Below are 23,678 nucleotides of genomic sequence, written 5' to 3'. Positions count from 1 at the left end.
TAGGCAGTAGGCAGTAGGCAGTAGGCAGTAGGCAGTAGGCAGTAGGCAGTAGGCATGTGTGTTCCGCAGAGCGGTCTGGACCTACTGCCTAATCCCTACTGCCTATTCCCTCAAATACCTTCACCGGCAAGCTCCTCCGAAATCGTGCCGACCTGGTCCTGGGCGCTGCGCATCATCGGATAGATGGCCAGCACCTTCTGCCAGGCCTCGAGCGCCGATTGCTTGTGGCCGGTCAGCGCCATGATCTGCGCCAGGCCGGACAGCGCACCGAAATGGCGCGGCTCGAGCTGCAGCGTATGGTCGATGTCGGACATCGACTTGCCGTAGTTCTTCATCATGAAATGGACGGTGGCACGCCGGTTCCAGCCTTCGGCATAAGTCGGCTGCAAAGTCACCACCTGGTCGAGGAAATCGAGCGCTGCGTCGAACTTCTGGCCCTCGACGGCTTTCTGCGACCACTGCATCATCAGGTCGATCGAGGCGCTGCCGGATTGCGACCACTCGCTCCAGATGTTGCCGGCGATGCGCTCGGCCGCCTTTTCGTTGCGCTCGCGTTTCAGATCGCTGAACAGCTGGTCGAGGCGGGCTTGTTTCGTCGTTGCGGCGGGCCGCGCGTCCTGAGTGGCCGGCGGCGCGACGGCATCATCCGCCCATGCCGGGCCATAAATGACGCCGGAAACAAGCAGAGATGTCAAAAATGCAAAAAGAATCCGCATCGCCGGACTCTAGCCCCGGGCGACGGAACGTCAAACTGAATTTGGCGTGAAAATGCCGGCAGGCGGCAACAAGCATCAAATGGGCGGAGGCAGCAGCCTCCTGCCCGAAAACTCAGCCCTGGCGTGCCTTGTAGCGCGGGGCGGTCTTGTTGATGATGTAGACGCGGCCCTTGCGGCGAACCAGCTGGTTGTCGCGGTGACGCGCCTTCAGCGCCTTGAGCGAATTCTTGATCTTCATGGTCTTGCCTGTCGGTGTGGACCCGGTCCGGGTCGAAATTTTAAGGCGCGCCAGAAGACGCGCCTTTGAACTGTGGGAGGCTCATAAACGAGGAGCCTTGTCCCTGTCAACCGCAAGCGTGCTCCATAGCGGCTGTGAATCGTCCCTGTCATCAATTATCCGCCATGTCGGCCTTGCGGCATTGCGCGGCCCTGGGGCCGGCTGGGATGATGCGGTCGCCGTGAAGTGATTTGGAGAGAACCATGCGCCGAATGTTCCTGTCCGCCTGCCTTGTCCTGCTGGCGGCAGCTTCGGTTGCTCGCGCGCAGGAATGCGACCGCAGCGACGATAGCCAGCAGATGATGAACATCTGTGCCGGCGAAGACTATCAGGCGGCCGACGCCAAGCTCAACAAGGCCTATCAGGAGCTCACCAGCTCGGATGATGCCGGCGGCAAGAGATTGCTGCAGGTGGCGCAACGCGCCTGGATCACTTTTCACGATGCCGAGTGCGCGCATTCCACTGCCGCCAGCGAAGGCGGATCGATCCATTCGATGGAAGTCTCGCAATGCCTGACCAGATTGACCAATGATCGCGTCAAGCAGCTCGCTGCCGCGGGCAATTGCGAGGAAGGTGATGTGAGTTGCGCCAATCCAGGCGAGGACGAGAGCGACGATTTGCAGTAGGCAACCCTATGAGGCGCGACGGCTGATCCGAGTGAAATGTCCCATCTTGCGGCCGGGCCGCGCTTCGGCCTTGCCGTAGAGATGCAGCATCAGATCGGGCTCGGCGAGAAGCTCAGGGACGCGCAGCACATCGTCGCCGATCAGGTTCTCCATCACACAGTCGGAATGGCGGTCCGGGGCGCCGAGCGGCAGGCCGGCGATGGCGCGGATATGCTGCTCGAACTGCGAGACGATACAGGCGGCTTCCGTCCAATGGCCGGAATTGTGCACGCGCGGCGCGATCTCGTTGGCCAGCAGCGAGCCGTCCGCCAGCACGAAGAACTCGACGCCGATGACGCCGACATAGTTCAGCGCCGACAGGATCTTCGATGCGGCCGTTCGGGCCGCTTCCGCCGTCTCCGGCATAATGGCGGCCGGCAAGGTCGATGTGTGGAGAATGCCGTTGCGATGGATATTCTCGGCTGGATCGTAGGCGACAACCGCACCGTCCAGCCCACGCGCGGCGATCACCGATATCTCGCGCTCGAACGGCACGAAGGCCTCCAGGATCAGCGGCACATTGCCCATCGCCTCGCAGGTGCCGGCAAAGCCGCCGGCTTCCATGTTGCGGAAGACGCGCTGGCCCTTGCCGTCATAGCCCATGCGGCGCGTCTTCAGGATGCCGCTGCCGTCGAACGCCTTGAGCGCCGTCATCAGTTGGTCATCATTGTCGACGGCGTGGAAATCGGCGGTGGTAATGCCGATGCCGTTGAGGAATGTTTTTTCGTCCACCCGGTCCTGCGCCACTTCCAGCGCACGCGCCGGCGGATAGACCGGAACCTTGGCCGCCAGCGCGCTGGTCGCCGCGACCGGGACGTTCTCGAACTCGTAGGTGACGACGGAACTCGAGCCTGCCAGTTCGGCAAGGGCGGCCGGGTCGTCATAGGCGGCTGTTATCTGCCGGTTGGCGACCTGTGCGGCCGGGCAATCCGCTTGCGGCTCCAGCACCACGGTGCGGTAGCCGAGGCGGGCGGCAGCAACAGCCAGCATGCGGCCGAGCTGGCCGCCGCCAATGATGCCGATGGTCGATCCGGCGGGCAGGCTCACGGCGTATCCGTCGGTTCTGCCGCGACCTTGGCGGTCTGCGCGGCGCGCCAGGCGTCCAGACGGACGGCAAGGCTGTCATCGTTCAGGGCCAGCACGGCAGCGGCCAGAAGGGCTGCGTTGGCAGCGCCGGCCTTGCCGATGGCCAGCGTGCCCACGGGAATGCCGGCCGGCATCTGGACAATGGACAGCAGCGAATCCTGCCCGGAAAGCGCTTTCGATTCCACCGGCACACCAAACACCGGCAGCGGCGTCATCGCCGCCGTCATGCCGGGCAGGTGCGCCGCACCGCCGGCGCCGGCGATGATCACCTGATAACCGGCTGCCTTGGCGCCCTTGGCGAAATCATAGAGCCGGTCCGGGGTGCGATGCGCGGAGATGATCAGCCGCTTGTGCGGGATGCCGAGTGCTTCCAGCGTTTCGGCGGCATGGCGCATCGTCGCCCAGTCGGACTGGCTGCCCATGATGATGGCGACGTCGGCGCGTTGATCGTCCAAGTCCGTGTTCCCCGGCGACAAAGGCGCGCCTTAGCGGAATTCGCGCGGGGCCGCAAGGATAGGCGGCCGCTGCTGCGGTCTGGCAAGACGGAAACCAGCCGATCAGATGCCGTCGCGCTCGGCCTCTGGCGTCGAGACCAGCAAGGCCGAAGCCGCGTTGGCGGCGGTGATGGCCGCCCGCATGGTCTGCCCACGGGCAAGTCCCGCGGCCAGCGCGCCAACGAATTCATCGCCGGCGCCATGCGTGCTGGCGACCTTGACGGGGATGGCGGACAGAGCAAAGGCCTCACCGGTCTGGTTGCAGCAGGCGACGCCCTCGCCGCCCGCCGTGACAATCGCCACCGGATAAAGATCGGCCAGCAGCCGTGCGGCTTGCGCGGCCCCGTCCAGCGTCTCGAACACTGCTGTGCCAGCCAGGAATTCAGCCTCGATGGCGTTGACCACCAATATGTCGACCAGCGCGATCAACTCGTCGGAGAGTTCGCGCGCGGGGGCCGCGTTGAGCACGACGCGGCCGCCCCGTGCTTTGACGGCGCGTGCGGCGGCAATGTTGCCGGCTTCCGGCACTTCGTTCTGCAACAAAAGCACTGCCGTTTGGACCATCACATCGGAAGCAGAGGCAATGTCGGCATGGCCCAGTGTCAGATTGCTGCCTGAGACGATCACCGCGCCATAGTCGCCGCCCGCGTCGAAGATCGCCACGCTCATGCCGGAGCCGGCGCCAGCGGCCACCCGCACGAAGCGGTGGTCGACCACTGCGCGATTGAGATTGGCCAGCAACGCCCGCCCGAAATCATCGTCGCCGACGGCGCCGATCATCGCCGCGCGCACGCCGGCCCGCGCCGCCGAGACAGCCTGGTTGCCGCCCTTGCCGCCGCATTTCGGGTGCCAGGCATGGCCGGTCACCGTCTCGCCCTTGCGCGGGCGGTCGGGCGCGTCGACCATGATGTCGTAGTGCAAGCTGCCGAACACGGTGACCAGCGGCGATGTCGTCATGAGCCCCGGTCTTTTCGTTTCGATGTCACCGCCGACATGGTGCGGCCGAGGTTGCGCTCCGCCGCCTGGTAGTCGCGCTGGGCCACCGCCACGAACAGCGCGTCGAGGATGTTGAGCTGGGCAATGCGCGCCGCTGCGTTCTCGCCCATCAGCGGCGAGCCTTGCGCGGTCGAGCACAGCACGATGTCGGCGACCGCAGCCAGCGGCGAGTTGTCGTAGTTGGTGATGGCCAGCGTGCGGGCACCGTTCTTGCGGGCCAGCTGGATGGCGTCGATGACGGCCGACGTGTTGCCCGAATGCGAGAAGCCGACGGCGATGTCGTCGCCGCCGAGCAGCGAGGCCGACATCAGCATCATATGCGAATCGTCATAGACGGATGCGCGGATGCCGATGCGCAGAAACTTGTGCGAGACATCGCGGGCGATCTGCGCCGAGCCGCCGACGCCATAAAAATCCCGGTTCTTGGCACGGAAGAGCAGCTCGGCGGCGCGGTCGAAATCCTCGATGTCGAGGATCGCCAGCGTCTCCTCCAGCGCCTGGATGGAGGTGCGAAAGACTTTTTGCACGATCTCGGCCGAACTGTCGTCGGATGACAGTTCCTGGTGCATCTCGGCGGTCGGCAGGCGACTATATTCATAGACGGCGGTGCGGAAGTCGCGATAGCCGGAAAAGCCCAGCTTCTTGGCGATCTTGACCACCATCGCCTCGGACACGCCGGACTCTTCGGCGATCTGTTTCAGCGGAATGCTCTCGTCGAAGCCGCGCCGGCCGAAGACGGTTTCCACCACCTTCGCCTCCAACGGAGTGAGATGCGGCATCATCATGCGGATGCGCGGTCCTACCGCTTTCAGGTCCAGCCCGCTCAAGGTCATCCACGCCCCCTCGTCACGCGATCGATAAGCATCGCGGCGAGGATTATAAGACCAGTTGCCAGAAGCTGATAGAAGGACTGGACGTTCATCAGCGTCAAACCGTTGCGCATGGCGCCGAGGATGACGGCGCCCAGGATGGTGCCGACGATGCTGCCCTTGCCGCCCATCAGCGAGGCGCCGCCGATGGCGGCAGCCGCGATAGCGTCGAGTTCCCAGAGATTGCCGAGGATGGGCTCGGCGGCGCCGAGCCGGCCGATCAGGATCTGCGCGGCAAGCGCCGCCAGCAGGCCCGAGATCATGTAGGCGGCGATCTTGGTGCGGGCAATCGGCACGCCGGCGATGTAGGCCGCCTCCTCGTTGCCGCCGACGGCAAGCAGATATTCGCCGAAGGGCGTCTTCTTCAAAACGACCCAGGCGACGACAGCCACGCAGGCGACGATGATGACCGCCAGAGGCAGTCCAAACAGCGATCCGTTGAAGATGGCGCGAAAGCTTGGCGGAAGGCCGAGCACCGGATTGCCCCCGGTGTAGATCAGCGCCAGCGCCCGATAGGTGCTGAGCGTTCCCAACGTGACGATGAAGGGCTGCAGCCCGACATAGGCGACGAGCACGCCGTTGACGAGGCCGCAGGCAAGACCAATGGCGAAGCCGGCGGCGATGGCCAGCGGAAACGGCACGCCGGCGACCATCATAGAGGCCGAGATGACGGCCGAGAGTGCCGCCGTCGGCCCGACCGACAGGTCGATGCCGCCGGAGATGATGACCAGCGTCATGCCGAGTGCGAGACAGGCATTGATGCTCGACTGCTGCAGGATGTTGATCAGGTTGCGCTCGGCGAAGAAGCCGGGCACCAGCGCGCCGAATACGGCCAGGATCACGACAAGGCCGATCAGCGTGCCGGCGTCGCGCATGGAAACGCCGCGCAGGAATTCGGCGCGTGGCCGCACCAGAGTGGTATCCGACATATCCGTCACCTCTGCCTTGCCTGTTACGCGGACGGCGTTTGCGTTTGCGGGATGGCGTGCGCCGCGATCGCCTGTTCGCTGATATCGTCTCTGTGGAGTTCGGCCGCGATCGTGCCGTCGCGCATGACCAGCACGCGGTCGGCAAGCCGGATCACTTCGGGAAGCTCGGAGGAGACGACGATCACGGCATGGCCCTCGGCGGCGAGTTCCTCGATCAGATGATAGATCTCCGCCTTGGCGCCGACATCGATGCCGCGCGTCGGTTCGTCGAACAAGAGGATGCGGGTTCCCGCGGCCAGCCAGCGGCCGATGATCGCCTTCTGCTGGTTGCCGCCGCTGAACAGGCGGATCGGCCGGTCGAGCAGGAACGGGCGCAGATTGACGCGGCTCATCCTGTCGACGGCCACCTGTTTCAGCCTGGTGTGATCGATGACGCCGCGCGGCGCGAATACGTTCATCGAGGCCAGCGCCATGTTGCTGGTGATCGAGCGCAGCGGCACGATGCCTTCGCGCTTGCGCTCCTCCGGCACCAGGCCGATGCCGGCGGCAATCGCATCGCGCGGGCCGGCGAAGCGCGCCGCCTTGCCGTCGATTGCAATGGTGCCGGCCGTGGCGCGATCGGCGCCGGCCAGGAGCCGCAAAAGTTCAGTTCGGCCGGAACCGACCAGGCCGGCAATCCCCAGCACCTCGCCGCGATGCAGATCGAACGACACGTTGCGCACCTTCGTCGCCGAGGAGAGGCCACGCGCGCTCAGCATGACCTTGTTCGTGGCATGGGAATTATGGTGTTCCTGCGCCAGTTCGCGGCCGACCATCATCGCCACGACCGCTTTCTCCGACAGGTCTTTCAGATCGACGGAATCGACGACGACGCCGTCGCGCATGATGGTGGCGCGCCGGCAGATGCCGAACACCTCATCCAGCTTGTGCGAGACATAGACGACGGCGACGCCATCGCGCGCCAAACCTGTAATGACTTGCGCGAGCCGTTCGAATTCGCTCGGCGTCAGGCTCGATGTCGGCTCGTCCATGGCGACGATGCGGGCGCGATCGAGCAATGCCCTGGCAATCTCGACAATCTGCCGCTGCGCCACCTTCAGGGTGCCGAGCGGGGCGGCTGGATCGATGGAAGGGTCGATGGCTGCAAGAGCCTCGGCGGCGCGGCGCTCCTGCTCTCTGCTGGCGACGAAGATGCCGCCGCGCGTCAGCGGATGGCCGAGGAACATGTTCTGGGCGACGCTGAGGCGCGGCACCTGCTGCAATTCCTGATGGATCATGGCGACGCCCGCAGCGCGCGCGGCAACCGGGTTGGCGAGTGTAACCGGCTTGCCGTCAATGAGGACGCTTCCCGCTGTCGGCCTGTAGACGCCAGACAGGATGCGCAGCAGCGTCGACTTGCCGGCGCCGTTTTCGCCGAGCAGGCCGTGGATTTCACCGGCCCCCACCGAGAGTGACACCTCGTGGAGCGCCCGTACGGCCGGAAACAGCTTGGAAATGCCCTTGAATTGCAGCCTGGGTGACATCGGGTTCTATCTCCGGGCCATGGTGCCGGACAGAAGCGACTTGCCCTGACCGGCACTGTTGGTTGGCCTTACTGGCCCGCAGCCGCGTCCTCGAGCAGCGCCTTGCGCGCGTCGGCGCCGGAATAGCGGTCGGCATTGTCCTTGGTGATCAGCGCCTGGGGCGTGGCGACGACGCGCGGCAGCTTCTGTCCCGCGACGAGACGCAGAGCTGTTTCCAACGCCACTTCGCCGGTCAGAACCGGGAAACTGTCGACCGTGCCGGTCAGTTCGCCGGCCCGTATGGAGGCATAGGCATCGGAAATGCCGTCGGTGCCGAAGACCGCAACCTTGTCCTGCAGGCCGGCGGCCTTGACAGCCTCGACGATGCCGAGCGCCATGCCGTCATTGTTGGCATAGAAGCCGATCAGGTCGGGGTGCTGCTGCAGGATGTTGGTGGCCGCGTCATAGGAGGTCTGGCGGTCCCAGTTGCCGGGAACGCTGGCGACAACCTCGAACTTGCCTCCCTCGATAATGGTCGACTTGAAGCCATCGGTGCGCTGCACGGCGGCATAGACGCCAGCCTGGCCTTCGACGATGGCGACCTTGCCGCCATTCGGACGATTCTTGATGAACCATTTGGCGACGCGCACGCCATTGTCGCGTTGGACATTGCCGACATAATGCTCCGCCTGCGGGATGACGGCGTCATTGACATTGACCACCGGCACGTTGGCGGCCTTGGCCTGCTCCATGATCGGCTGCAGATTGGCATCCGTCTGCGGCGAGACGAGCAGCACGTTGTAGCCCTGCGTCACCAGGCCTTCGGCGATGGTGAGCTGGCCGAGTTGGTCGCCCTCGCTCTGCGCTGCCTGATAGACGACGGGAACGCCGACCTTGGCGCCGAATGCCGTGTAGCCCTCGCCCAGCGAGCGCCAGTATTCATTGGTCAGCGTCTTGGAGACCGCGCCTGCCTTGGTGCCTTCGGGCAGCTTGGGGAACGCGCCGAACTTGGCCTCGACCTGCGACCAGTCGATGCGGTCCTTTTCCGTGTCGGAATTGAGCGGCGCGAGGTCGGCGGAAAAGGCAGAGCCGATCGAGAGCGCCATCAGTGCGGCGGTAGCGGTGGCAAGCAGAAGTTTCATTGTATTCCTCCCTGGTTGAAAAACGGCGATGGCGCGGATGCCTCAGCTATCCGGCCCGAGCATGATTTCCTGGATGATGGCCTGCGACGTAACGGCATCCTGGCTGTCCATGGCGGCGGACAGGCGATTGTCCTGCTCCAGCCGGTCGACGACGCGCAGCATGCGCTTGACGGTGGCGATGTTGACTTCGCACTCGCGCACCGGATCGAGCCCGGTCATGTCAGGGAACGTGTCGAAATAGATGGCGCCGGCGTAACCGTCGCGGCGAATCTGCCTGAGCAGCTCGATGGTCTGCAGCGTGTGCACCGCGCCGACCATCAGGCCGTCGTCGCGCTTGGCGTAGCCGTCGTTCAGGTGCACGCCGAGCAGCTTGCTGTGACGCGCCACCAGGGCCGCGGCAAAGGCCGGCTGTTCGTCGGCGTAGAGCACATGAGCGAAATCGAGCGTGACGCCGAGATTGGGCAGGCCGACATCGCGGATCGCCAGCAAGGTCGTCGCCGCATCCGGCATAAGGCTGTAGGAGCGGGGTTCGTTCGGTTTGTATTCAAGGCTGATCTGACAGTCGGGATCATGTGCCGCGACTTCACGAATCCCATCAATTTCGTGTTGCCAAAGCGTCGAATAGTCGGCTTGGAAGGCGTAGTCGAAGCCATCCTGGCCGAGCCACAGCGTCATCAGGCTGGCGCCGGCCTCACGCACGGCATCGATGCCGGCCTTGGTCAGGTCGATGGCCTCGCGGCGCACCGCCGGATCCGGATTGGTGAAGGCGCCGAGCTTGAAGGCGGGGTTGGAGTAGTAGCGCATGGCAAAGCCATTGATGGAGAGCCCAAGATCGCCGAGTTCCAAGGCGATTTCCGAGGGCTTTTCACCGACGTGGTCAGGAAAGTTGAGATCAAGATCGGTGAGCCCCTCGACCTTGGCGGCGCGCGCCGCCATCTGCAGCAGCGACGGCTTGCCGGTAAGATCGGGCCACTCGGCCTGCGGTCGCGAGGCAAAGGAATTCAGGCGCGTGGCGAAACGAGTGGCTGTCATGATCGATCCTTCAATCCTCATGACTTCACATAAAGAAAGGTATTTGTAAAGTTATTGGTTTGAGAGGCTACGAAGCGGCCACCAAGCTGGACCCGCCAAGGCGCGCAAAGGGAGCCGGCAGTTTCCCGGCCGGTGCCCTGGAGAGCCCGTCAGGCCAATAGGCGCATGATGGCGCGTGCTGGTTACGGCCGGCGCATTTCAGGTAGCGATTCGCCGGGTGTTCAATCTGGCCAGCGTAAGACGCCGGACGAATCCTTGCGGGCGAGTTTCATCGCATCGGCCGGGCGGTCCTTGGCGGTCAATATAGCGCGCAACCGTTCGGCGACGATCTCAGCCTCGCCGGGATGGAGGTTGCAGGGATCGAGGAAGAAATGGCCGCGCTCCACCTCATGGTTGCGCACGATGATCGGTGGCGAGCCCGCCGCCAGTGCCGAGGTGAGGCCGGCCGCCGTGAACCGGCTTTCGGGCAGTACAAAAATCTGAAGCCGATCGAGAGGGTTGGCGGTCGGATCGGGAATGATCTGCGCGACAATGCCCGGCAGCCCCTGCAACGTCTCCTTCCACAGGTTGAGCGCGGCGTCTTCGCGGCGGCGGATGCCGACATGGTCGCGCTTTTCCCAGGCTTCCAGTGCGGCCATGGTGCCGGCGATGCTCTCCTTGCCGACCTTCATGGCGCGGGCGACGCCGCGGTTCTGGAGATAGGCGGTGCGAACCAGATCCTTGCGCCCGGTGACGATGCCGCTGGTCGGCCCACTCAGGAATTTGTGGCCGCTGTAGATGACAATGTCGGCGCCGCGCGCGAGGAAGCCGCGCAGATCATACTCTGAAGCCGCATCCACGATCACAGGGACGCCCCTGGCGTGGCAGATCTCGCAGAATTCCTCCAGCGACAGCATGCCATACTGCACGGTGTGGTGCGCAACGACGTAGAGGCCCGCCGCCGTGCGGTCGTTGATCGCGTCGCGCACATGATAGTCCTGCGTCACGCTGACCGTGCCGGCCGGCACGACCCTGGCGCCCGCCAGCCGGACCGACTGGTCGATCGGCGCACCATAGTTGACGATGTGCCCGAGCTGGACGATGACCTCCGACTTGAGGCCTTCCGTGTTATCAGGCAGCCGCTCGATGGCGAGCAGATTGGTCCCCGTCATAGCACCGGCGATCGCCATGGTGATGCCGCTGGCGCAGCAGGCAGTGATGAAACCGGCCTCGCCGCCGGTCAGGCGCGCGACGATCGTGCTTGCGGCACGTTGCAGGTCATCCATTTCCACCCATTGCGAGGCCATTTCCGCCATGGCACTGATCGCTTCGGGGACAATGATCGACGCGCCGAGCGCGGTCATCGTGCCGGAGACATTGATGATCGGGCGAAGGCCGAGCCGTTCGCGGATGGTGGTGTTGGAGCCGTCGGTGGAAGTGGTTCTCATCTCTCGGATTCCATTCTTCTAAAGGTCAGGCGGCGATCTCGACAACCGCCTCGATTTCAACGGTGATGTTTCCAGGCAAGGAGCCGACGCCGATCGCCGAGCGGGCATGGCCGCCGATATTGTCGAACACATCGGCAAACAGGTCGGAACAGCCATTGACCACTTTCGGGTGGTCGCTGAAGGTCGGTATGGCGTTGACGAAGCCGAGCAGCTTGACGACGCGCACGATCCGGCCAAGGTCGCCAGTGGCTGCGTGCATGACGGCAAGCAGATTGAGGCCGGTGAGGCGGGCATGGCCATAGGCCTGCTCGACGGTGACATCCTCCCCCACCTTGCCGGTAAACAGCGTGCCGTCGGTGCGCAGCGGACCCTGGCCGGACAGGAAGATCAGCCGGCCGCTTTCGGCATGGGTGACGAAGTTGGCGATCGGTGTCGGCGGCTCGGGCAGCGTCAGGCCCAACGCGGCGAGCCGGATATAAGGCGTCATGAAAGAAGGCTCCTTGCGACAGCGTTCGCTGTCCCGTTCTAGAAATGCGAGGCGCGGAAGCGTGCCAGGAAGGTGCGCAGGCGCTCATTGTCGGTGTCGGCCGCCAGGATTTCGGCGGGTGGACCCGCCGCGCTGACGCCGCCATCGGCCATGAAGATGATGCGGCTCGAGGCATCGCGGGCAAACGCCATTTCGTGCGTGACCATCACCATCGTCATGCCGTCCTCGGCCAGGCTGCGAACGACCTCGAGCACCTCGCCGACCAGTTCCGGGTCGAGCGCGGAGGTTATCTCGTCGAGAAGCAGGATCTTCGGCCCCATGGCCACGGCGCGGGCAATGCCGACGCGCTGCTGCTGGCCGCCGGACAGTTCGGCGGGCAGGCTGTCGGCCTTGTGGGCGAGGCCGACCCGGCCGAGCCAGTGTTCGGCGATGGTGCGCGCTTCGGCGTTGCTCTTGCCGCGCACCTTGGTGAGGCCAAGCATGATGTTGCCGGCGGCTGTCAGGTGCGGAAAGAGGTTGAAGCTCTGGAACACCATGCCGGTCTCGGCGCGCATCGCCGCGAGATCGCGTTCGCTGCGACGCTGGCGGGTTCCGGCTTCGCGAAAGCCGACCTCCTTGCCGTCGATGCGGATCGAACCACTGTCATAGCTTTCGAGAAAGTTGACGCAACGCAGCAGCGTGGTTTTGCCGCTGCCGGAGGGGCCGATGACCGTCACCACCTCCCCCTTCGCCACCTGCAGGCTAACCGAACGCAGGACCTGGACGGTCCCAAAGGCTTTGGAAACGTCCTGGACGTCGAGAAGGGCCGGCGTGTTTTTCGGACTTGTGGACATTGCTATTCCCGGATGAAGGAGAAACGCCGCTCGAGCCGCCGGCTGGCGAGCGAAAGGGCATAGTTGACCGCGAAGTAGATGAGCGCGCCGAGAATATAGAGCGGCATGGCCTCATAGGTGCGGCCGATGACCTGGTTGATGGCTTGCATCAGGTCGGTGATGCCGAGCAGCGATACCAGCGCGCTGCCCTTGACCGCATCGGTGACGCCGTTGATCCAGGGCGGCAGGAAGCGCCTGAACGCCTGTGGGAAAACGACGTAGGCGAGCCGCTGTCGAAAGGTGAGTCCGATCGCCATCGCCGCCTCGGACTGCCCTTTCGGAATGGAGCCGACAGCACCTCTGAAATATTCGACGACCTGGGCTGTCTTGAACAGGGTCAGCGCCAGCACGGCGGCCCAGAACGACGGCAGATGAAGCCCGACGGCCGGCAGTCCGTAATAGACAAAGAAGATGAGCACCAGGATCGGTATGCCGCGAATGGTGTCGCTGAAGATGCGCACGGCCCATTGCAACGGCACCGGGCCATAGACCAGACCGACGCCCATGATCACGCCGGCAATCAGCGAAAACACCACGACCAGCAGGGATACCCACAGTGTCAGGGCAAAGCCCTGGGCGAGGAAAGGCAAGGCATAGGCGATCTGGGTGAGCATATCAGCGCGCCGCCCTGAACCGGCGCTCGACAAGCCGAAGCGCAAAAAGCAAGATGTAGCCGGTCACCAGATACATCGCCGTGACCACGAGATAGACCTCGACGATGCGGAAGGTGTTGAAGTTGATCCACTGGGCGCCATAGGTCAGCTCGGGCACCGAAATGACCGAGGCGACGGAGGTGTCCTTGAACAGCGATATGAAGGTGTTGGACAATGCCGGCAAGGTGATGCGCAGCATGGTCGGCAGGCGCACGTTGAGCAGCCTTTGCCAGGGTGTCAGGCCGATTGCCTTGCCGGCGTCCAGCTGTCCGCGCGGAACGGCTTCGAGCCCGGAGCGAAACACCTCGACCAGATAGGCGCCGCTATAGAGCGACAGCGTGGCGACGAACGAGGTCGGCGCGCTGTAGGCGATGTCGACCACTGTCGGCAGGCCGTAGAAGACGAGGTAGACGAGCAGGATCAGCGGCACGTTGCGGATGAATTCGACGTAGGCGGCGATGATGGTGCGCACGGTGCGTCCAGCGGACACGTACCAGACTGCCAGGACCAGGCCGATGACGATGCCGATGGCGATCGATATGACGGCGAGTTCGAGACTGAGCAGCAGTCCGCCCCACAGCTTGTCGAAGTGCCGCCAGATCAGGTTGAAATTGAGGGCATAGCCCATGCGTCCGCCTCAGTGCCGCAGGCTTAGAGCGGTTCACCGTTTCACGAAACGGCGACCCGCTCTAACTCTTTGTTTTGACGCAATTCCGGACGGAAAACCGTTTCACACTTTTCCTGGAATTGCTCTAGGGAGGCGGAAGGGCGCTGGATAAGCCCTCCCGCCCGATGCAGATCAGATGGCCGGGAAGCCGGGATGGCGCGCCGGCGGCTCCTGTCCGAAATAGTCCTTGAAGGCGGCATCGTAGAGTGCGTTTTCGTGGCCGAACATGGCGATGGTGAAGGTCGCGTTGACGAAGGTCAGCCAGTCAAGGTCGCCTTGCCGGAGTGCCGCGCCATAAAGCATGCTCAGCCAGCTCTTGCCGGCGTCGAAATATCTGTCCGGATTGCGCGAGGCGAGCCAGCGCACCGTGGACAGATCGACGGCAGCGGCGTCGACGCGTTTCGATTCCAGTGCCTGCAGCACGTTGGCCTGGGTATCGATCTGCATAACCTGGCACTCGGGCAGCACTGAATGCACCTGCGCCTCGGCATCGACATTCTGCAGGATGGAGACGCGTGTCGCCGAGCCGCCGGCAAGCAGCTTGTCGAAGGTCTTGTTCTCGGCGGTCGGAAGGCTCAGCAGGGCGACGCCCTCGACATAGTAAGGCCGGGAAAAATTGACCAGCTGCGAGCGCTGGGCGCTCATCGTCATGAACTGAATGGTGATGTCGACCTTGTTGGTGGTGACGTTGGGGATGCGCTGTGCCGGATCCTGCATCACGAACTCGACCTTGGTCGGATCGTCGAAAAGGCCCTTGGCAAGAATGCGCCCCATGGTGATGTCCATGCCGACGAGTTCGCCGGCATCGTTCTCGAAGTGCCACGGCGCGTTGGTGCTGCCGGTGCCGACGATCAGCTTGCCGCGATCGAGCACGGTGCGCAGCAGGCTGTCGGGTGCTGCCTGAGCAGCGGCCTTCTGGGCATCGACGGCTACCGCCGCACCCACGACGCCGGCCGTGGCCAGTCCCGCCATTCCCAATTTCAGAAAATCACGTCTTCCGGATGTGTCGTTCACGGCGACCTCCTTTCGTTTGTGTTCCCCTTGCACAGGCAATACACGCGTCAGTGACGTCGAAGCGATTGTCTCTTACAAGAGACGTGTGTATCCTGTACAGGACAGATACTAACACCGGGAATCAACAATGCAAGATGGCAATGCCTCGGCACTTTCAGCCGGCGAGAAGATTTCGGGCTCCCGTGAAAAGGGGCTCAACCGGGTGCTGGAGATTCTGGAGTTTCTTCACACGACCCAGCGCGCGATCGGCATTGGCGACCTTGCCAAGGGCGTGAACGCGCCCCGTTCGACGACCTATACGCTGGTGCGGTCGCTGGTCGATGCGGGACTGCTGGAAATGGAGGGCGACGGCAATCGCGTCTATTTCGGCAAGAAGCTCTATCTCTACGGAATGGACTATGTGCGGGGCAACGACCTGTTGAGGCGGGGGCGCCAGGAGGTCGACAATCTGTCGCGCGAGACCGGCGAGACTTCCGAACTGTGCATGCTGCAGAGCGGCCGCTATACGATCGTCCATGCGAGTCCCGGCACTAGGCCGTTCCGCATCAGTTCCGCCACCGGCTTGCAGATACCGCTGCCCTGGACGGCCTCGGGGCGGCTGCTTCTGGCGGGGCTGGAGAAGGCTGAGATCGAAGGCATGGTGTCGGACGACGATCTCGTGCTGCCCGACGGGCGCAAACTGCGGCTCGACGATTTCGTCGCCGACATCGCAAAAGCGCGGATCACCGGCTATTGCGTCACCTCGGGCCTTGTCGATGCCTATACCAAGTGCCTTGCCGCGCCGGTGTTTTCAGCGCCGGGCAAGGTCGAGGCGACGATGTGCCTGGTGGTCCCCATCGATACATCCGAGGGGCGGACCGGCGAACTTATCGGCCTGCTGCGTGATCGTGCCGCGAAGCTTTCGATCGCCGGGTAGCGCGAGCGAGCGAACGCCACCTCACGCAATGATGTCGGGAATGATCTTGTCTTCCAGCGCCATCAGCCGGTCCTTCAGGAACAGCTTCTTCTTCTTCATGCGCTGGATCTGCAGCGGATCGCAGGCCATGGCGATCATCGCGTTGATGGCCGCATCGAAATCGGCGTGTTCCTGCTTCAGGCGGGAAAATTCTAGGCGAATATCGGCCTGTTCCTGATCGGACATTCTCTACCGTCTGCACGTCTGCGGCGCCCAAAACTGGGCCTGATTGGGCGGGACCGGGTGTTTTGTCACCGGCGTGCAGCCCATATCACATTTCAAGGTGTCGTGGAATGCTACCACGGATCATTCGACATCGCGGCCGGATGGTGGCACAGTGTCATTGTGCCGTCACAGAAGCGAACCTGCGGTGGACGCGCCGTGACGGTTGCAATCGAGGAAAACCATGAAAGGGAGAACCAATCATGTCTCTTGCATCCCATCTTGATGAGTTGCAGCGGAAACACGGCGACATCGAACGTGAAATCGATGACGCGATGAATCATCCATCGGTCGACGACCTCGAAATCGTGAATCTCAAGCGACGCAAGCTGGCACTCAAGGACGAGATTGAAAAACTAAGAGGCAAACCGACCACGCATTGATGCCCTCCTGACATAGCCGCCCAATATCCGCGGCCTCTTTTCCCGGCGGCGCCCCGCCGCCGGCTTGGAGGGTTTTGATTTTCCAGCACCGGTCTGTCAGCCGAAGCTGGACTTGCACCCGGCTCAATCTCCGCTTCGGCCGTCGCCCGTTTCGCCAGATCATCGGTTGTTTCTGGTCGCCGGCGGCGGGCGATTCCGGCCAGTGGCGACCTGTCGCCATTGACAAGCCATCTTTGCTCCTCCACCTCATGCCCGGACCTCAGCGCATCGGCCCGGGGCGTCGTTGTGCGTCCATGCAGGACACAAGATGCTCCAGAGACAAAAGGCTGCCGGCATGACCGGATATTTTTCCTCTCCTTTCCCCCGCCGCACGTCGGTCGGCGTCGATGTCGGCGGCGTGGTCGTCGGCGGCGGCGCGCCCGTTGTCGTCCAATCGATGACCAACACCGACACGGCCGATATCGACCAGACGGTTGCGCAGGTCGCAGCACTGCACCGGGCCGGCTCGGAAATCGTGCGCATCACTGTCGATCGCGACGAGAGTGCCGCCGCCGTGCCGCGCATTCATGAGCGGCTTCAGCGGCTTGGTATCAACGTGCCGCTGGTCGGCGATTTCCACTATATCGGCCACAAGCTTTTGGCCGATCATCCGGCCTGCGCCGAGGCGCTGGCCAAATACCGCATCAATCCGGGCAATGTCGGCTTCAAGGACAAGAAGGACCGCCAGTTCGCCGATATCGTCGAGATGGCGATCAGGCATGACAAGCCGGTGCGCATCGGTGTCAACTGGGGCTCGCTCGACCAGGAGCTTTTGACCCGGCTGATGGACGACAACCAGGACAAGGGTTTTCCGCTGACCGCGCAGGAGGTGATGCGCGAGGCGATCGTGCAGTCGGCGATCCTGTCGGCCGAGATGGCGGAAGAGATCGGCCTTGGCCGCGAAAAAATCATCCTGTCGGCCAAGGTCAGCGGCGTGCAGGACCTGATCGCCGTCTATACCGAACTCGCCACCCGCTCCAACCAACCACGCGCTGCATCTCGGCCTGACCGAAGCCGGCATGGGCTCGAAGGGCATCGTCGCTTCGTCGGCCGCCATGGGCATTCTGCTCCAGCAAGGCATCGGCGACACCATCCGCATCTCGCTGACACCGGAGCCGAACGGCGACCGCACGCGCGAGGTGCAGGTGTCGCAGGAATTGCTGCAAACCATGGGGTTCAGGCAGTTCGTGCCGATTGTTGCCGCTTGCCCCGGCTGCGGCCGCACCACTTCCACCGTGTTCCAGGAACTCGCCCAGAACATCCAGGCCGATCTCAGGAAGAACATGCCCGTGTGGCGCGACAAATACCCCGGCGTCGAGAACCTCAAGGTCGCGGTGATGGGTTGCATCGTCAACGGCCCTGGCGAGTCCAAGCATGCCGATATCGGCATTTCGCTGCCCGGCACGGGCGAAATGCCGACGGCGCCTGTCTTCGTCGACGGCAAAAAGGCGGCGACGCTGCGCGGGCCGTCGATCGCCGCGGATTTCGAGAAAATGGTCGCCGACTATATCGAGCAACGGTTCGGTCGCGGCAAGGCCGCGGCCGAGTAGAACCGATGCAGCGTTTCCTTTGGGCAGCGCTGATCCTGCTGTACGGGCTGACCTGGTCGACCCTTGTGCAGGCCGATCCGCCGCAATCCGCCAAACAGCGGCTGATCGACAAAGTCTGCAATCTGATCCAGGCGCATGCCGACCAGAACGGCCTGTCCAGGGATTTCTTCGCTCGGCTGATCTGGAAGGAAAGCCGTTTCGATCCCAACGCCGTCAGTCCGGTCGGTGCCGAAGGCATTGCCCAGTTCATGCCGGGCACCGCCAAGATGCGCGGGCTTGCCAATTCCTTCGACATCAACCAGGCGATTCCGGCTTCGGCTAGATATCTCGCCGAAATGAAAACCGGCTACGGCAATCTTGGCCTGGCCGCCGCCGCCTACAATGCCGGCGAGAGCCGGGTGTCGCGCTGGCTCAGCTCCGGGGGGTTCCTGCCGATGGAGACCGAAAGCTATGTCTTAGACATCATGGGGGAACCAGCCGACAAGTTCACGGACCGGGCCTATGCCGGAAGGGTCGAGCCGCTCGACGCAAAGACGGATTTTGCCGTCGCTTGCCGAAAACTGCCGGTGATCATGTCGCGGACGGTGGCCATGGCTTCGATCAACATAAAGCCATGGGGCATCCAGGTGGCCGGCAATTTTCGCCGCAGTGCCGCGATCACCCAGTGGCTCAGGGTAAGGAGCCGGTTCCCGGCCCTGCTCAACGGGCATGATCCGGTGGTCAGCCGGGTGCGCACGCCGATCGGCCGGCGCGGCATCTACGCGGTCAGGATCGGTGTCGACCGCCGCGCCGATGCCAACGTTATTTGCCAGAAATTACAAAGTGTCGGTGGGGCGTGCGTGGTGGTGCGCAACCGGTAAATTGGCCGCTGCTGGCATGGTGTTTGTCCGAGAGAGGCATTTAAAAGCGATAGCCGTGACGTCGCATCCAGCAAAGATTTCAGCTATAGCGGCCGCCATCCTTACTGGGCGGCGGCCCTGTCTTTGACGAGCAGCATGGGTCTCAACATGTTCGATGGATACATCATCTGCGGCACGCCGAGGACCGGTAGCACGCTGCTGTGCAAGCTTCTGGCATCCACGAAGACGACTGGCGATCCGCACTCATTCTATCGGCGGCAGGATGTGCTGGAGTGGGCTGAAGAGTGGAAGCTGCCCGATCGCGACACGATGAGTGAGCTCGACTTCAATGTCGCCTATTTCAACGCGGCGATCGCTGCGGGCAAGGGTGGGACCGGCCTCTTCGGCCTTCGCTTGATGCGCGAAAATCTGGATGAGCTTTCGACGATCCTCGACCGGATTTTCCCGAAACTGCCGTCGGACAGAGCGCGTCTTGAAAAGGCCTTTGGCCGCGTCCTCTACATACACCTCTCGCGGGAGAACAAGCTCGCGCAGGCTGTCTCCCTGATCAAGGCGGAGCAGACCGGTCTTTGGCATATGGCTCCCGACGGCACCGAGATCGAAAGGGTCGCACCGCCGAAAGAGCCCCAATATGATTTCGAGCGGATCAAACGAGAGGTCACGGAACTCGAGACCTATGATGCGGCATGGAACATTTGGTTCGCTGAGCAAGGCATAACCCCGCTTCGGGTTGGCTACGAGCGCCTTTCGAGCAATCCGGCTGCGACGTTGCTAGGCATCTGCGAAGCCCTGGGAGTCCCAGCACCTGACGAGGAGGATGTAAGCCCCGGCGTTGCAAAGCTTGCTGACGCGACAAGCCTCGACTGGATGCGCCGCTATCGTCTGGAGGCTGCCGCCGTCTGACGCATCCTCATGGATGCAGTCAGGCGGTCTTGGCCACGACTGTCTCGCTGAGCCAGGTGCCGATCTTGGTGCCCAGGCGGTCGGGCGAAACGGGCTTCGGCAGATAGTCGTCCATGCCTGAATCGATGCACTTGTCGCGATCGCCTTTCAGCGCGTGCGCGGTGACGCCGATGATCGGGATGTGGGCGCCCGTCGAGACCTCCATCGCCCGGATGGCGCGGGTCGCCTCGTAGCCGTTCATTTCGGGCATCGAAACGTCCATCAGGATCAGCTTGGGGCGCAGCGCCCGGTACATTTCGACCGCCGTGCGGCCATTGCCGGCGATGCGGTAGCTCAAGCCCAACCCATTGAGGATCTGGCCGAAGACCAGCTGGTTCACGTCATTGTCCTCGGCAATGAGGATGTCGATCGGTCCGTTCGGCGCGGTTGTCAATTCCGGCGCTGCCGTGACCGGCATTGCCGGGCCGCGGATGACGGTGAAGGCGGGCGGCGCTGCCAGGGGAGCCTGCACGATCGGTTCGCGGACGAACCGCGCCCTGCCGACCTGCGAACGGGCCTTCTGAATCACCGAGATGACGGTGCCGAGCAGCACCGCGGAGCGCGCCGGTTTGGTCAGATGCGCGGCAATGCCGAAGTCGATGATCATCTTGCCGAAATCGACCTGGTCGACCGAGGTCAGGATAACGATCGGGATGGCCGACAGGCGGCTGTCGGAAGCAATGGCTCTGGCGACGTCGGCGCCGTTCATGCCCGGCATCTGGTAGTCGAGGATGATGCAGTCGACAGCGGCGCCCAACTGAAAGGCACGGTCGAGGAAGGCCAGGCCGACGGCGCCGCTTTCGGCGGCGGCACAGTCGAAGCTCCAGCTTCTGAGCTGCTCGAGCAGGATTTCGCGGTTGACCGGATTGTCGTCGATGACCAGCACGCGCGCGCCGGTGACGTCGACCGGCACGATCTCGTCGCGCGCCGCGGCCTGATGCGCGGGCAGCGGCACAGCGAACCAGAACACGGAGCCACGGCCGATCTCGCTTTCGACGCCGATCTTGCCTGCCATCAGGTCGACGAGGCGGGCGGCGATGGCCAAGCCCAGCCCCGTGCCCTCATGGCGGCGGGTGGACGAGCCGTCCACTTGCGCGAATTTCTCGAACACGTTCTGCAGTTTCTCGGCCGGTATGCCGATGCCGGTGTCTTCGACGCGGACCTTGAGCTGGACCACGTCGTTGACGATTTCGCCGCCGACATCGATCAGCACATGACCCTTCTCGGTGAACTTCACGGCATTGCCGAGCAGGTTGGTGATGATCTGCCGGAACCGGCCGGCGTCGCCGACGACATGGGCCGGCAGGCGCGGGTCGACACGCACGATCAGTTCGAGGTTCTTTTCGGCGACGCGCGCCGAGACCAGCGTCGCCACATCCTCGACCGCCTCGGAAAGGCGGAAGGGAGCAGGGTCGAGAGTGAGTTGCCCGGCATTGATCTTGGAGAAATCGAGGATGTCGTTGATGATGGTGAGCAGCGCGTTGCCGGATTTGACGATGACGTCGGTGAAGGTCTTCTGGCGCGGGGTCAGATCGGTCTTGGCCAGCAGTTCGGCCATGCCGAGCACACCGTTCATCGGCGTGCGTATTTCGTGGCTCATATTGGCCAGGAATTCGGATTTGGCGCGGTCGGCGGCCTCGGCCTTGAACAGGGATTCGGCGGATTCGGCAAAGGCGCGGCGGATTGCCACTTCCATCGGGCGGAAGATCCAGAAGGCGACGATGGCAAGCGCCGCGAACAGGATGCCGCTCGCCCACAGCAGCAGCCTGTCGCTTGAGGCATCGGCCAGGTGGCGCTCATCATCCATGGCGGTACGGACGCGGACCAGCATCGGCTGGGCGAACAGGTCGTTCTGGTTGCGGATTTCGCGATAGCTCCACTCGTCGACCTTTTGCGCCATCGACATCAGGTTGAAATTGCGCACCATGTCGCGCGGCGACCAGAACAGATCGCCGTTGACGGAAGCGGACTGGAGTTCGTTGACGGTCTTGATCGACAGCCGTGGCTTGATCGCCGCAAGCTGGGCGGTCAGCGTCTCGATCTCGCCGGTCAGGCGCTCCGAATGGCCGCGCGCCGATGTGGTCAGGGCATCGCGTGTCTCCGCCCGCCAGGCGGTGCCGGTCGTCTCGGCGAAGCTGGTCGCGTTGCGCAGGTCGCGGGTGAAGATGACGAGATTGCTGCTCAGCGCATCGATGTCGCGGCGAAAGGAATTGACGCGGTCAAGCGCAATCACGATACCGGCGGAAGCCAGCGCGAAGATCAGCAACCCTGAAATATAGCGGATCCGGACCGACCGGATGAAGGACGAATATTCAGGCATGCGCAACCCCAACACATACGCACCATTTTAATGGCCGGGATTACGCTTCATTTACATTAAAATTTCGTTCGTGCGGGCAGGCAGGCCATGCGAACCGCCGGATGGACAGCACGCCTAGGCCGCTTCCACGACGAGGGCGCGGATGCGGCCACTCACCGGACCTTCCCCGAACCGTTTCCCAAGGGCATTCGCCACGTATCGCGTCGCCTCCTCCAGCGAGCCGCCGCGCGCCTCGATCTCAGCCCGCAGGGGTGTGCCCTGGCAATAGGCCGTGGCCGCCTCATATGGCGACGAAGCGGCGCTGACGGCATCCAGCGGCTCCATGGTGATGTCGCGGAAGCCGGCGGCATGAAGGTGGGCGCGGATGACGCCCGCATCGTGATAGCCATGCGGCGTCCTCGCCATGAAGCGCGGCGGATCGGCCGGGAAAAAATGGCCGAGCGCCCGCGTCACTTCCTCGGCGAACTGGTTGTCTTCGATGGCACTCCAGACGTTGAACAGGAAATGTCCGTCCGGCCGCATCACCCGCCGCGCTTGGCCGTAGGCGCCCACCCGATCGGGGAAGAACATCGCGCCAAACTGGCAAACCACGGCGTCGAACTCTGCGTCCTCGAAGGGCAGAGCCTGGGCATCGGCCTGCCGCCAGGTGATGCGAGGATCGTCCGCCATCCGCGTGCGTGCGTGGTCGAGCATGGGCTGGTTGAGGTCGGTGACCACGATGCGGGCTTGCGCCGGCAACTTTGCTGCCATCGCACGTGTCACCACACCGGTGCCCGCCGCCACTTCGAGCACCGATTGCGGCCCGAGCTTCGACACCCGCTCTGCCAGATCCCGTGCATATGGCTCGAAGATCAGCGGCACCATCGCCCGGTCGTAGACCTCGGCAATGGAACCGCTGAACAGCTTGTCGGTGGTCGACATGGCACCCCTCCAACTCTACCCGCACCGCGTGCGTGCCGTGCGGATGGCAAAGCGATGTCGATCCTCTGCCTCGGCAGGCTTCCGCTCAAGTTCTATTTCTGAATTGGCCGGCGGAGGATGAGCGAACTTTAGTCAGCTCGATATCTCGGCTGGCGCCAACCTCAACTGGTGCGGGTCGCCACGAACGTTGCCGCTTCTTTCAGCAACTGGGCGTCGTCGCCATAAGGATCAAGCAGTGCATGCGCCTGCTCGACGAGGCCGTGCAACTGGCTGCGAGCCCAATTCGCACCATGCAAGGCCACCAGCGTCGCCTTGCCGGCGGCGGCGTCCTTGCCGGTTGCCTTGCCCATCTGGCTGGCATCGGCGGTCAAATCGAGCAGGTCGTCGGCAAGCTGGAAGGCAAGACCGATCGCCGAGCCGAATTCGGCCAGCCGCTCGCGGTCATCGGCCGGGGCGCCGGCGATGAGGGCACCTGCCTCGCAGGCGAAACGGATCAGAGCGCCAGTCTTCATCGCCTGCAGCCGGATGATGCCGGCCTCGTCCGGCGGCGTCTGTTCGGCTTCGAGGTCGAGCTTCTGGCCGCCGACCATGCCGCCGGGTCCGGCGGCGCGGGCCAGCGCCAGCACCAGGGCCGCCCGCCGCTCCGCGGGCAGGGCGG

25 protein-coding genes and 1 pseudogene are annotated in these 23,678 nt (G+C 63.7%); 6 read left to right on the top strand and 20 right to left on the bottom strand.

The window, feature by feature from the left end:
• Positions 1-110: 110 nt before the first annotated feature.
• Positions 111-716 carry a hypothetical protein gene (locus EOB49_RS23865; protein ID WP_127382413.1) on the bottom strand — a complete coding sequence of 202 codons (606 nt, stop codon included), beginning with the start codon at positions 714-716 and terminating at the stop codon, positions 111-113.
• A 112-nt stretch (positions 717-828) separates the two neighbouring features.
• Entirely contained in the window at positions 829-954 is a 126-nt protein-coding gene (ykgO, locus tag EOB49_RS23860) for a type B 50S ribosomal protein L36 (protein ID WP_006327841.1), read from the bottom strand.
• 242 nt (positions 955-1,196) lie between these two features.
• Here ykgO and EOB49_RS23855 point away from each other — a divergent pair, with 242 nt between their 5' ends.
• Positions 1,197-1,619 carry a lysozyme inhibitor LprI family protein gene (locus EOB49_RS23855; protein ID WP_127382412.1) on the top strand — a complete coding sequence of 141 codons (423 nt, stop codon included), beginning with the start codon at positions 1,197-1,199 and terminating at the stop codon, positions 1,617-1,619.
• A 6-nt stretch (positions 1,620-1,625) separates the two neighbouring features.
• Here EOB49_RS23855 and EOB49_RS23850 read toward each other — a convergent pair whose 3' ends face one another.
• The 14 genes from EOB49_RS23850 to EOB49_RS23780 all read right to left on the bottom strand — a co-directional run bounded on the left by EOB49_RS23850 (position 1,626) and on the right by EOB49_RS23780 (position 14,828).
• Positions 1,626-2,705 (bottom strand): 5-(carboxyamino)imidazole ribonucleotide synthase, encoded by a 1,080-nt coding sequence (locus EOB49_RS23850; protein ID WP_127382411.1) that lies wholly within the window; start codon positions 2,703-2,705, stop codon positions 1,626-1,628.
• A complete protein-coding gene (gene purE / locus EOB49_RS23845) occupies positions 2,702-3,199 on the bottom strand; it encodes a 5-(carboxyamino)imidazole ribonucleotide mutase (protein ID WP_063169171.1) in 498 nt (165 codons plus the stop codon). The genes EOB49_RS23850 and purE overlap by 4 nt, the downstream gene beginning before the upstream one ends.
• A gap of 102 nt (positions 3,200-3,301) precedes the next feature.
• Positions 3,302-4,195: a ribokinase gene (locus tag EOB49_RS23840; RefSeq protein WP_127382410.1), complete on the bottom strand. Its 894-nt coding sequence runs from the start codon at positions 4,193-4,195 to the stop codon at positions 3,302-3,304.
• Complete coding sequence (locus tag EOB49_RS23835; protein WP_013529211.1) at positions 4,192-5,067, bottom strand: MurR/RpiR family transcriptional regulator; 876 nt, start codon at positions 5,065-5,067, stop codon at positions 4,192-4,194. Before EOB49_RS23835 ends, EOB49_RS23840 begins: the two co-directional genes overlap by 4 nt.
• Complete coding sequence (locus tag EOB49_RS23830) at positions 5,064-6,032, bottom strand: ABC transporter permease (RefSeq protein WP_127382409.1); 969 nt, start codon at positions 6,030-6,032, stop codon at positions 5,064-5,066. Before EOB49_RS23830 ends, EOB49_RS23835 begins: the two co-directional genes overlap by 4 nt.
• A 23-nt stretch (positions 6,033-6,055) precedes the next feature.
• Positions 6,056-7,555, bottom strand: coding sequence for a sugar ABC transporter ATP-binding protein (locus tag EOB49_RS23825; protein WP_127382408.1), 1,500 nt, complete (start codon positions 7,553-7,555; stop codon positions 6,056-6,058).
• 68 nt (positions 7,556-7,623) lie between these two features.
• The gene (locus tag EOB49_RS23820) at positions 7,624-8,676 is read right to left on the bottom strand and encodes a substrate-binding domain-containing protein (protein ID WP_127382407.1); all 1,053 of its coding nucleotides are present in this window, start codon (positions 8,674-8,676) and stop codon (positions 7,624-7,626) included.
• 42 nt (positions 8,677-8,718) lie between these two features.
• On the bottom strand, positions 8,719-9,708 hold the full coding sequence (locus EOB49_RS23815) for a TIM barrel protein (RefSeq protein ID WP_127382406.1): 990 nt from the start codon (positions 9,706-9,708) through the stop codon (positions 8,719-8,721).
• A gap of 221 nt (positions 9,709-9,929) precedes the next feature.
• Complete coding sequence (locus tag EOB49_RS23810) at positions 9,930-11,135, bottom strand: aminotransferase class V-fold PLP-dependent enzyme (protein ID WP_127382405.1); 1,206 nt, start codon at positions 11,133-11,135, stop codon at positions 9,930-9,932.
• Positions 11,136-11,160: 25 nt separating this feature from the next.
• Positions 11,161-11,622, bottom strand: coding sequence for a RidA family protein (locus tag EOB49_RS23805; protein WP_127382404.1), 462 nt, complete (start codon positions 11,620-11,622; stop codon positions 11,161-11,163).
• A gap of 38 nt (positions 11,623-11,660) precedes the next feature.
• Positions 11,661-12,455 (bottom strand): amino acid ABC transporter ATP-binding protein, encoded by a 795-nt coding sequence (locus EOB49_RS23800; protein ID WP_127272345.1) that lies wholly within the window; start codon positions 12,453-12,455, stop codon positions 11,661-11,663.
• A gap of 2 nt (positions 12,456-12,457) precedes the next feature.
• Positions 12,458-13,108, bottom strand: coding sequence for an amino acid ABC transporter permease (locus EOB49_RS23795; protein WP_127382403.1), 651 nt, complete (start codon positions 13,106-13,108; stop codon positions 12,458-12,460).
• A 1-nt stretch (position 13,109) separates the two neighbouring features.
• A complete protein-coding gene (locus EOB49_RS23790; protein WP_127382402.1) occupies positions 13,110-13,775 on the bottom strand; it encodes an amino acid ABC transporter permease in 666 nt (221 codons plus the stop codon).
• A 171-nt stretch (positions 13,776-13,946) separates the two neighbouring features.
• Entirely contained in the window at positions 13,947-14,828 is an 882-nt protein-coding gene (locus EOB49_RS23780; RefSeq protein WP_127267516.1) for a transporter substrate-binding domain-containing protein, read from the bottom strand.
• Positions 14,829-14,955: 127 nt separating this feature from the next.
• Between EOB49_RS23780 and EOB49_RS23775 the strand changes: the two genes are divergently transcribed.
• The gene (locus EOB49_RS23775) at positions 14,956-15,744 is read left to right on the top strand and encodes an IclR family transcriptional regulator (protein ID WP_127382400.1); all 789 of its coding nucleotides are present in this window, start codon (positions 14,956-14,958) and stop codon (positions 15,742-15,744) included.
• A gap of 21 nt (positions 15,745-15,765) precedes the next feature.
• Here EOB49_RS23775 and EOB49_RS23770 read toward each other — a convergent pair whose 3' ends face one another.
• Entirely contained in the window at positions 15,766-15,969 is a 204-nt protein-coding gene (locus EOB49_RS23770; protein ID WP_013529216.1) for a DUF465 domain-containing protein, read from the bottom strand.
• Positions 15,970-16,208: 239 nt separating this feature from the next.
• Between EOB49_RS23770 and EOB49_RS23765 the strand changes: the two genes are divergently transcribed.
• The 4 genes and pseudogenes from EOB49_RS23765 (at position 16,209) to EOB49_RS23750 (ending at position 19,740) form a co-directional block, all read left to right on the top strand.
• Positions 16,209-16,388 (top strand): YdcH family protein, encoded by a 180-nt coding sequence (locus EOB49_RS23765; RefSeq protein WP_013529217.1) that lies wholly within the window; start codon positions 16,209-16,211, stop codon positions 16,386-16,388.
• A 334-nt stretch (positions 16,389-16,722) separates the two neighbouring features.
• Positions 16,723-17,977, top strand: a pseudogene (gene ispG / locus EOB49_RS23760) (flavodoxin-dependent (E)-4-hydroxy-3-methylbut-2-enyl-diphosphate synthase).
• Positions 17,978-17,982: 5 nt separating this feature from the next.
• Positions 17,983-18,837 (top strand): lytic transglycosylase domain-containing protein, encoded by an 855-nt coding sequence (locus tag EOB49_RS23755; RefSeq protein WP_127319382.1) that lies wholly within the window; start codon positions 17,983-17,985, stop codon positions 18,835-18,837.
• Positions 18,838-18,972: 135 nt separating this feature from the next.
• Positions 18,973-19,740, top strand: coding sequence for a Stf0 family sulfotransferase (locus EOB49_RS23750; protein ID WP_127382399.1), 768 nt, complete (start codon positions 18,973-18,975; stop codon positions 19,738-19,740).
• Positions 19,741-19,759: 19 nt separating this feature from the next.
• Here the strand turns inward: EOB49_RS23750 and EOB49_RS23745 are convergent, their stop codons facing one another.
• The 3 genes from EOB49_RS23745 to EOB49_RS37930 form a co-directional block, all read right to left on the bottom strand.
• Complete coding sequence (locus EOB49_RS23745) at positions 19,760-22,099, bottom strand: response regulator (protein ID WP_127382398.1); 2,340 nt, start codon at positions 22,097-22,099, stop codon at positions 19,760-19,762.
• Positions 22,100-22,213: 114 nt separating this feature from the next.
• Entirely contained in the window at positions 22,214-23,020 is an 807-nt protein-coding gene (locus EOB49_RS23740; RefSeq protein WP_127382397.1) for a class I SAM-dependent methyltransferase, read from the bottom strand.
• Positions 23,021-23,181: 161 nt separating this feature from the next.
• Positions 23,182-23,678 (bottom strand): polyprenyl synthetase family protein (locus tag EOB49_RS37930; RefSeq protein ID WP_245472810.1); only part of this gene is annotated, 497 nt, incomplete at its 5' end.

This window comes from Mesorhizobium sp. M7A.F.Ca.MR.148.00.0.0, assembly GCF_003997735.1.
Lineage (GTDB): Bacteria > Pseudomonadota > Alphaproteobacteria > Rhizobiales > Rhizobiaceae > Mesorhizobium.
Note: the sequence above shows the minus strand (reverse complement) of the source record. Positions and strands in the feature narration are given on the sequence as shown.

Coding starts and splice junctions, on each gene's coding strand:
- EOB49_RS23815 (WP_127382406.1), bottom strand. CDS start 9,708: ATGACAGCCACTCGTTTCGCCACGCGCCTGAATTCCTTTGCCTCGCGA.
- EOB49_RS23835 (WP_013529211.1), bottom strand. CDS start 5,067: ATGACCTTGAGCGGGCTGGACCTGAAAGCGGTAGGACCGCGCATCCGC.
- EOB49_RS23805 (WP_127382404.1), bottom strand. CDS start 11,622: ATGACGCCTTATATCCGGCTCGCCGCGTTGGGCCTGACGCTGCCCGAG.
- EOB49_RS23800 (WP_127272345.1), bottom strand. CDS start 12,455: ATGTCCACAAGTCCGAAAAACACGCCGGCCCTTCTCGACGTCCAGGAC.
- ykgO (WP_006327841.1), bottom strand. CDS start 954: ATGAAGATCAAGAATTCGCTCAAGGCGCTGAAGGCGCGTCACCGCGAC.
- EOB49_RS23770 (WP_013529216.1), bottom strand. CDS start 15,969: ATGTCCGATCAGGAACAGGCCGATATTCGCCTAGAATTTTCCCGCCTG.
- EOB49_RS23775 (WP_127382400.1), top strand. CDS start 14,956: ATGCAAGATGGCAATGCCTCGGCACTTTCAGCCGGCGAGAAGATTTCG.
- EOB49_RS23795 (WP_127382403.1), bottom strand. CDS start 13,108: ATGCTCACCCAGATCGCCTATGCCTTGCCTTTCCTCGCCCAGGGCTTT.
- EOB49_RS23830 (WP_127382409.1), bottom strand. CDS start 6,032: ATGTCGGATACCACTCTGGTGCGGCCACGCGCCGAATTCCTGCGCGGC.
- EOB49_RS23865 (WP_127382413.1), bottom strand. CDS start 716: ATGCGGATTCTTTTTGCATTTTTGACATCTCTGCTTGTTTCCGGCGTC.
- EOB49_RS23740 (WP_127382397.1), bottom strand. CDS start 23,020: ATGTCGACCACCGACAAGCTGTTCAGCGGTTCCATTGCCGAGGTCTAC.
- EOB49_RS23825 (WP_127382408.1), bottom strand. CDS start 7,555: ATGTCACCCAGGCTGCAATTCAAGGGCATTTCCAAGCTGTTTCCGGCC.
- EOB49_RS23765 (WP_013529217.1), top strand. CDS start 16,209: ATGTCTCTTGCATCCCATCTTGATGAGTTGCAGCGGAAACACGGCGAC.
- EOB49_RS23840 (WP_127382410.1), bottom strand. CDS start 4,195: ATGACGACATCGCCGCTGGTCACCGTGTTCGGCAGCTTGCACTACGAC.
- EOB49_RS23750 (WP_127382399.1), top strand. CDS start 18,973: ATGGGTCTCAACATGTTCGATGGATACATCATCTGCGGCACGCCGAGG.
- EOB49_RS23755 (WP_127319382.1), top strand. CDS start 17,983: ATGCAGCGTTTCCTTTGGGCAGCGCTGATCCTGCTGTACGGGCTGACC.
- EOB49_RS23820 (WP_127382407.1), bottom strand. CDS start 8,676: ATGAAACTTCTGCTTGCCACCGCTACCGCCGCACTGATGGCGCTCTCG.
- EOB49_RS23745 (WP_127382398.1), bottom strand. CDS start 22,099: ATGCCTGAATATTCGTCCTTCATCCGGTCGGTCCGGATCCGCTATATT.
- EOB49_RS23810 (WP_127382405.1), bottom strand. CDS start 11,135: ATGAGAACCACTTCCACCGACGGCTCCAACACCACCATCCGCGAACGG.
- EOB49_RS23855 (WP_127382412.1), top strand. CDS start 1,197: ATGCGCCGAATGTTCCTGTCCGCCTGCCTTGTCCTGCTGGCGGCAGCT.
- EOB49_RS23790 (WP_127382402.1), bottom strand. CDS start 13,775: ATGGGCTATGCCCTCAATTTCAACCTGATCTGGCGGCACTTCGACAAG.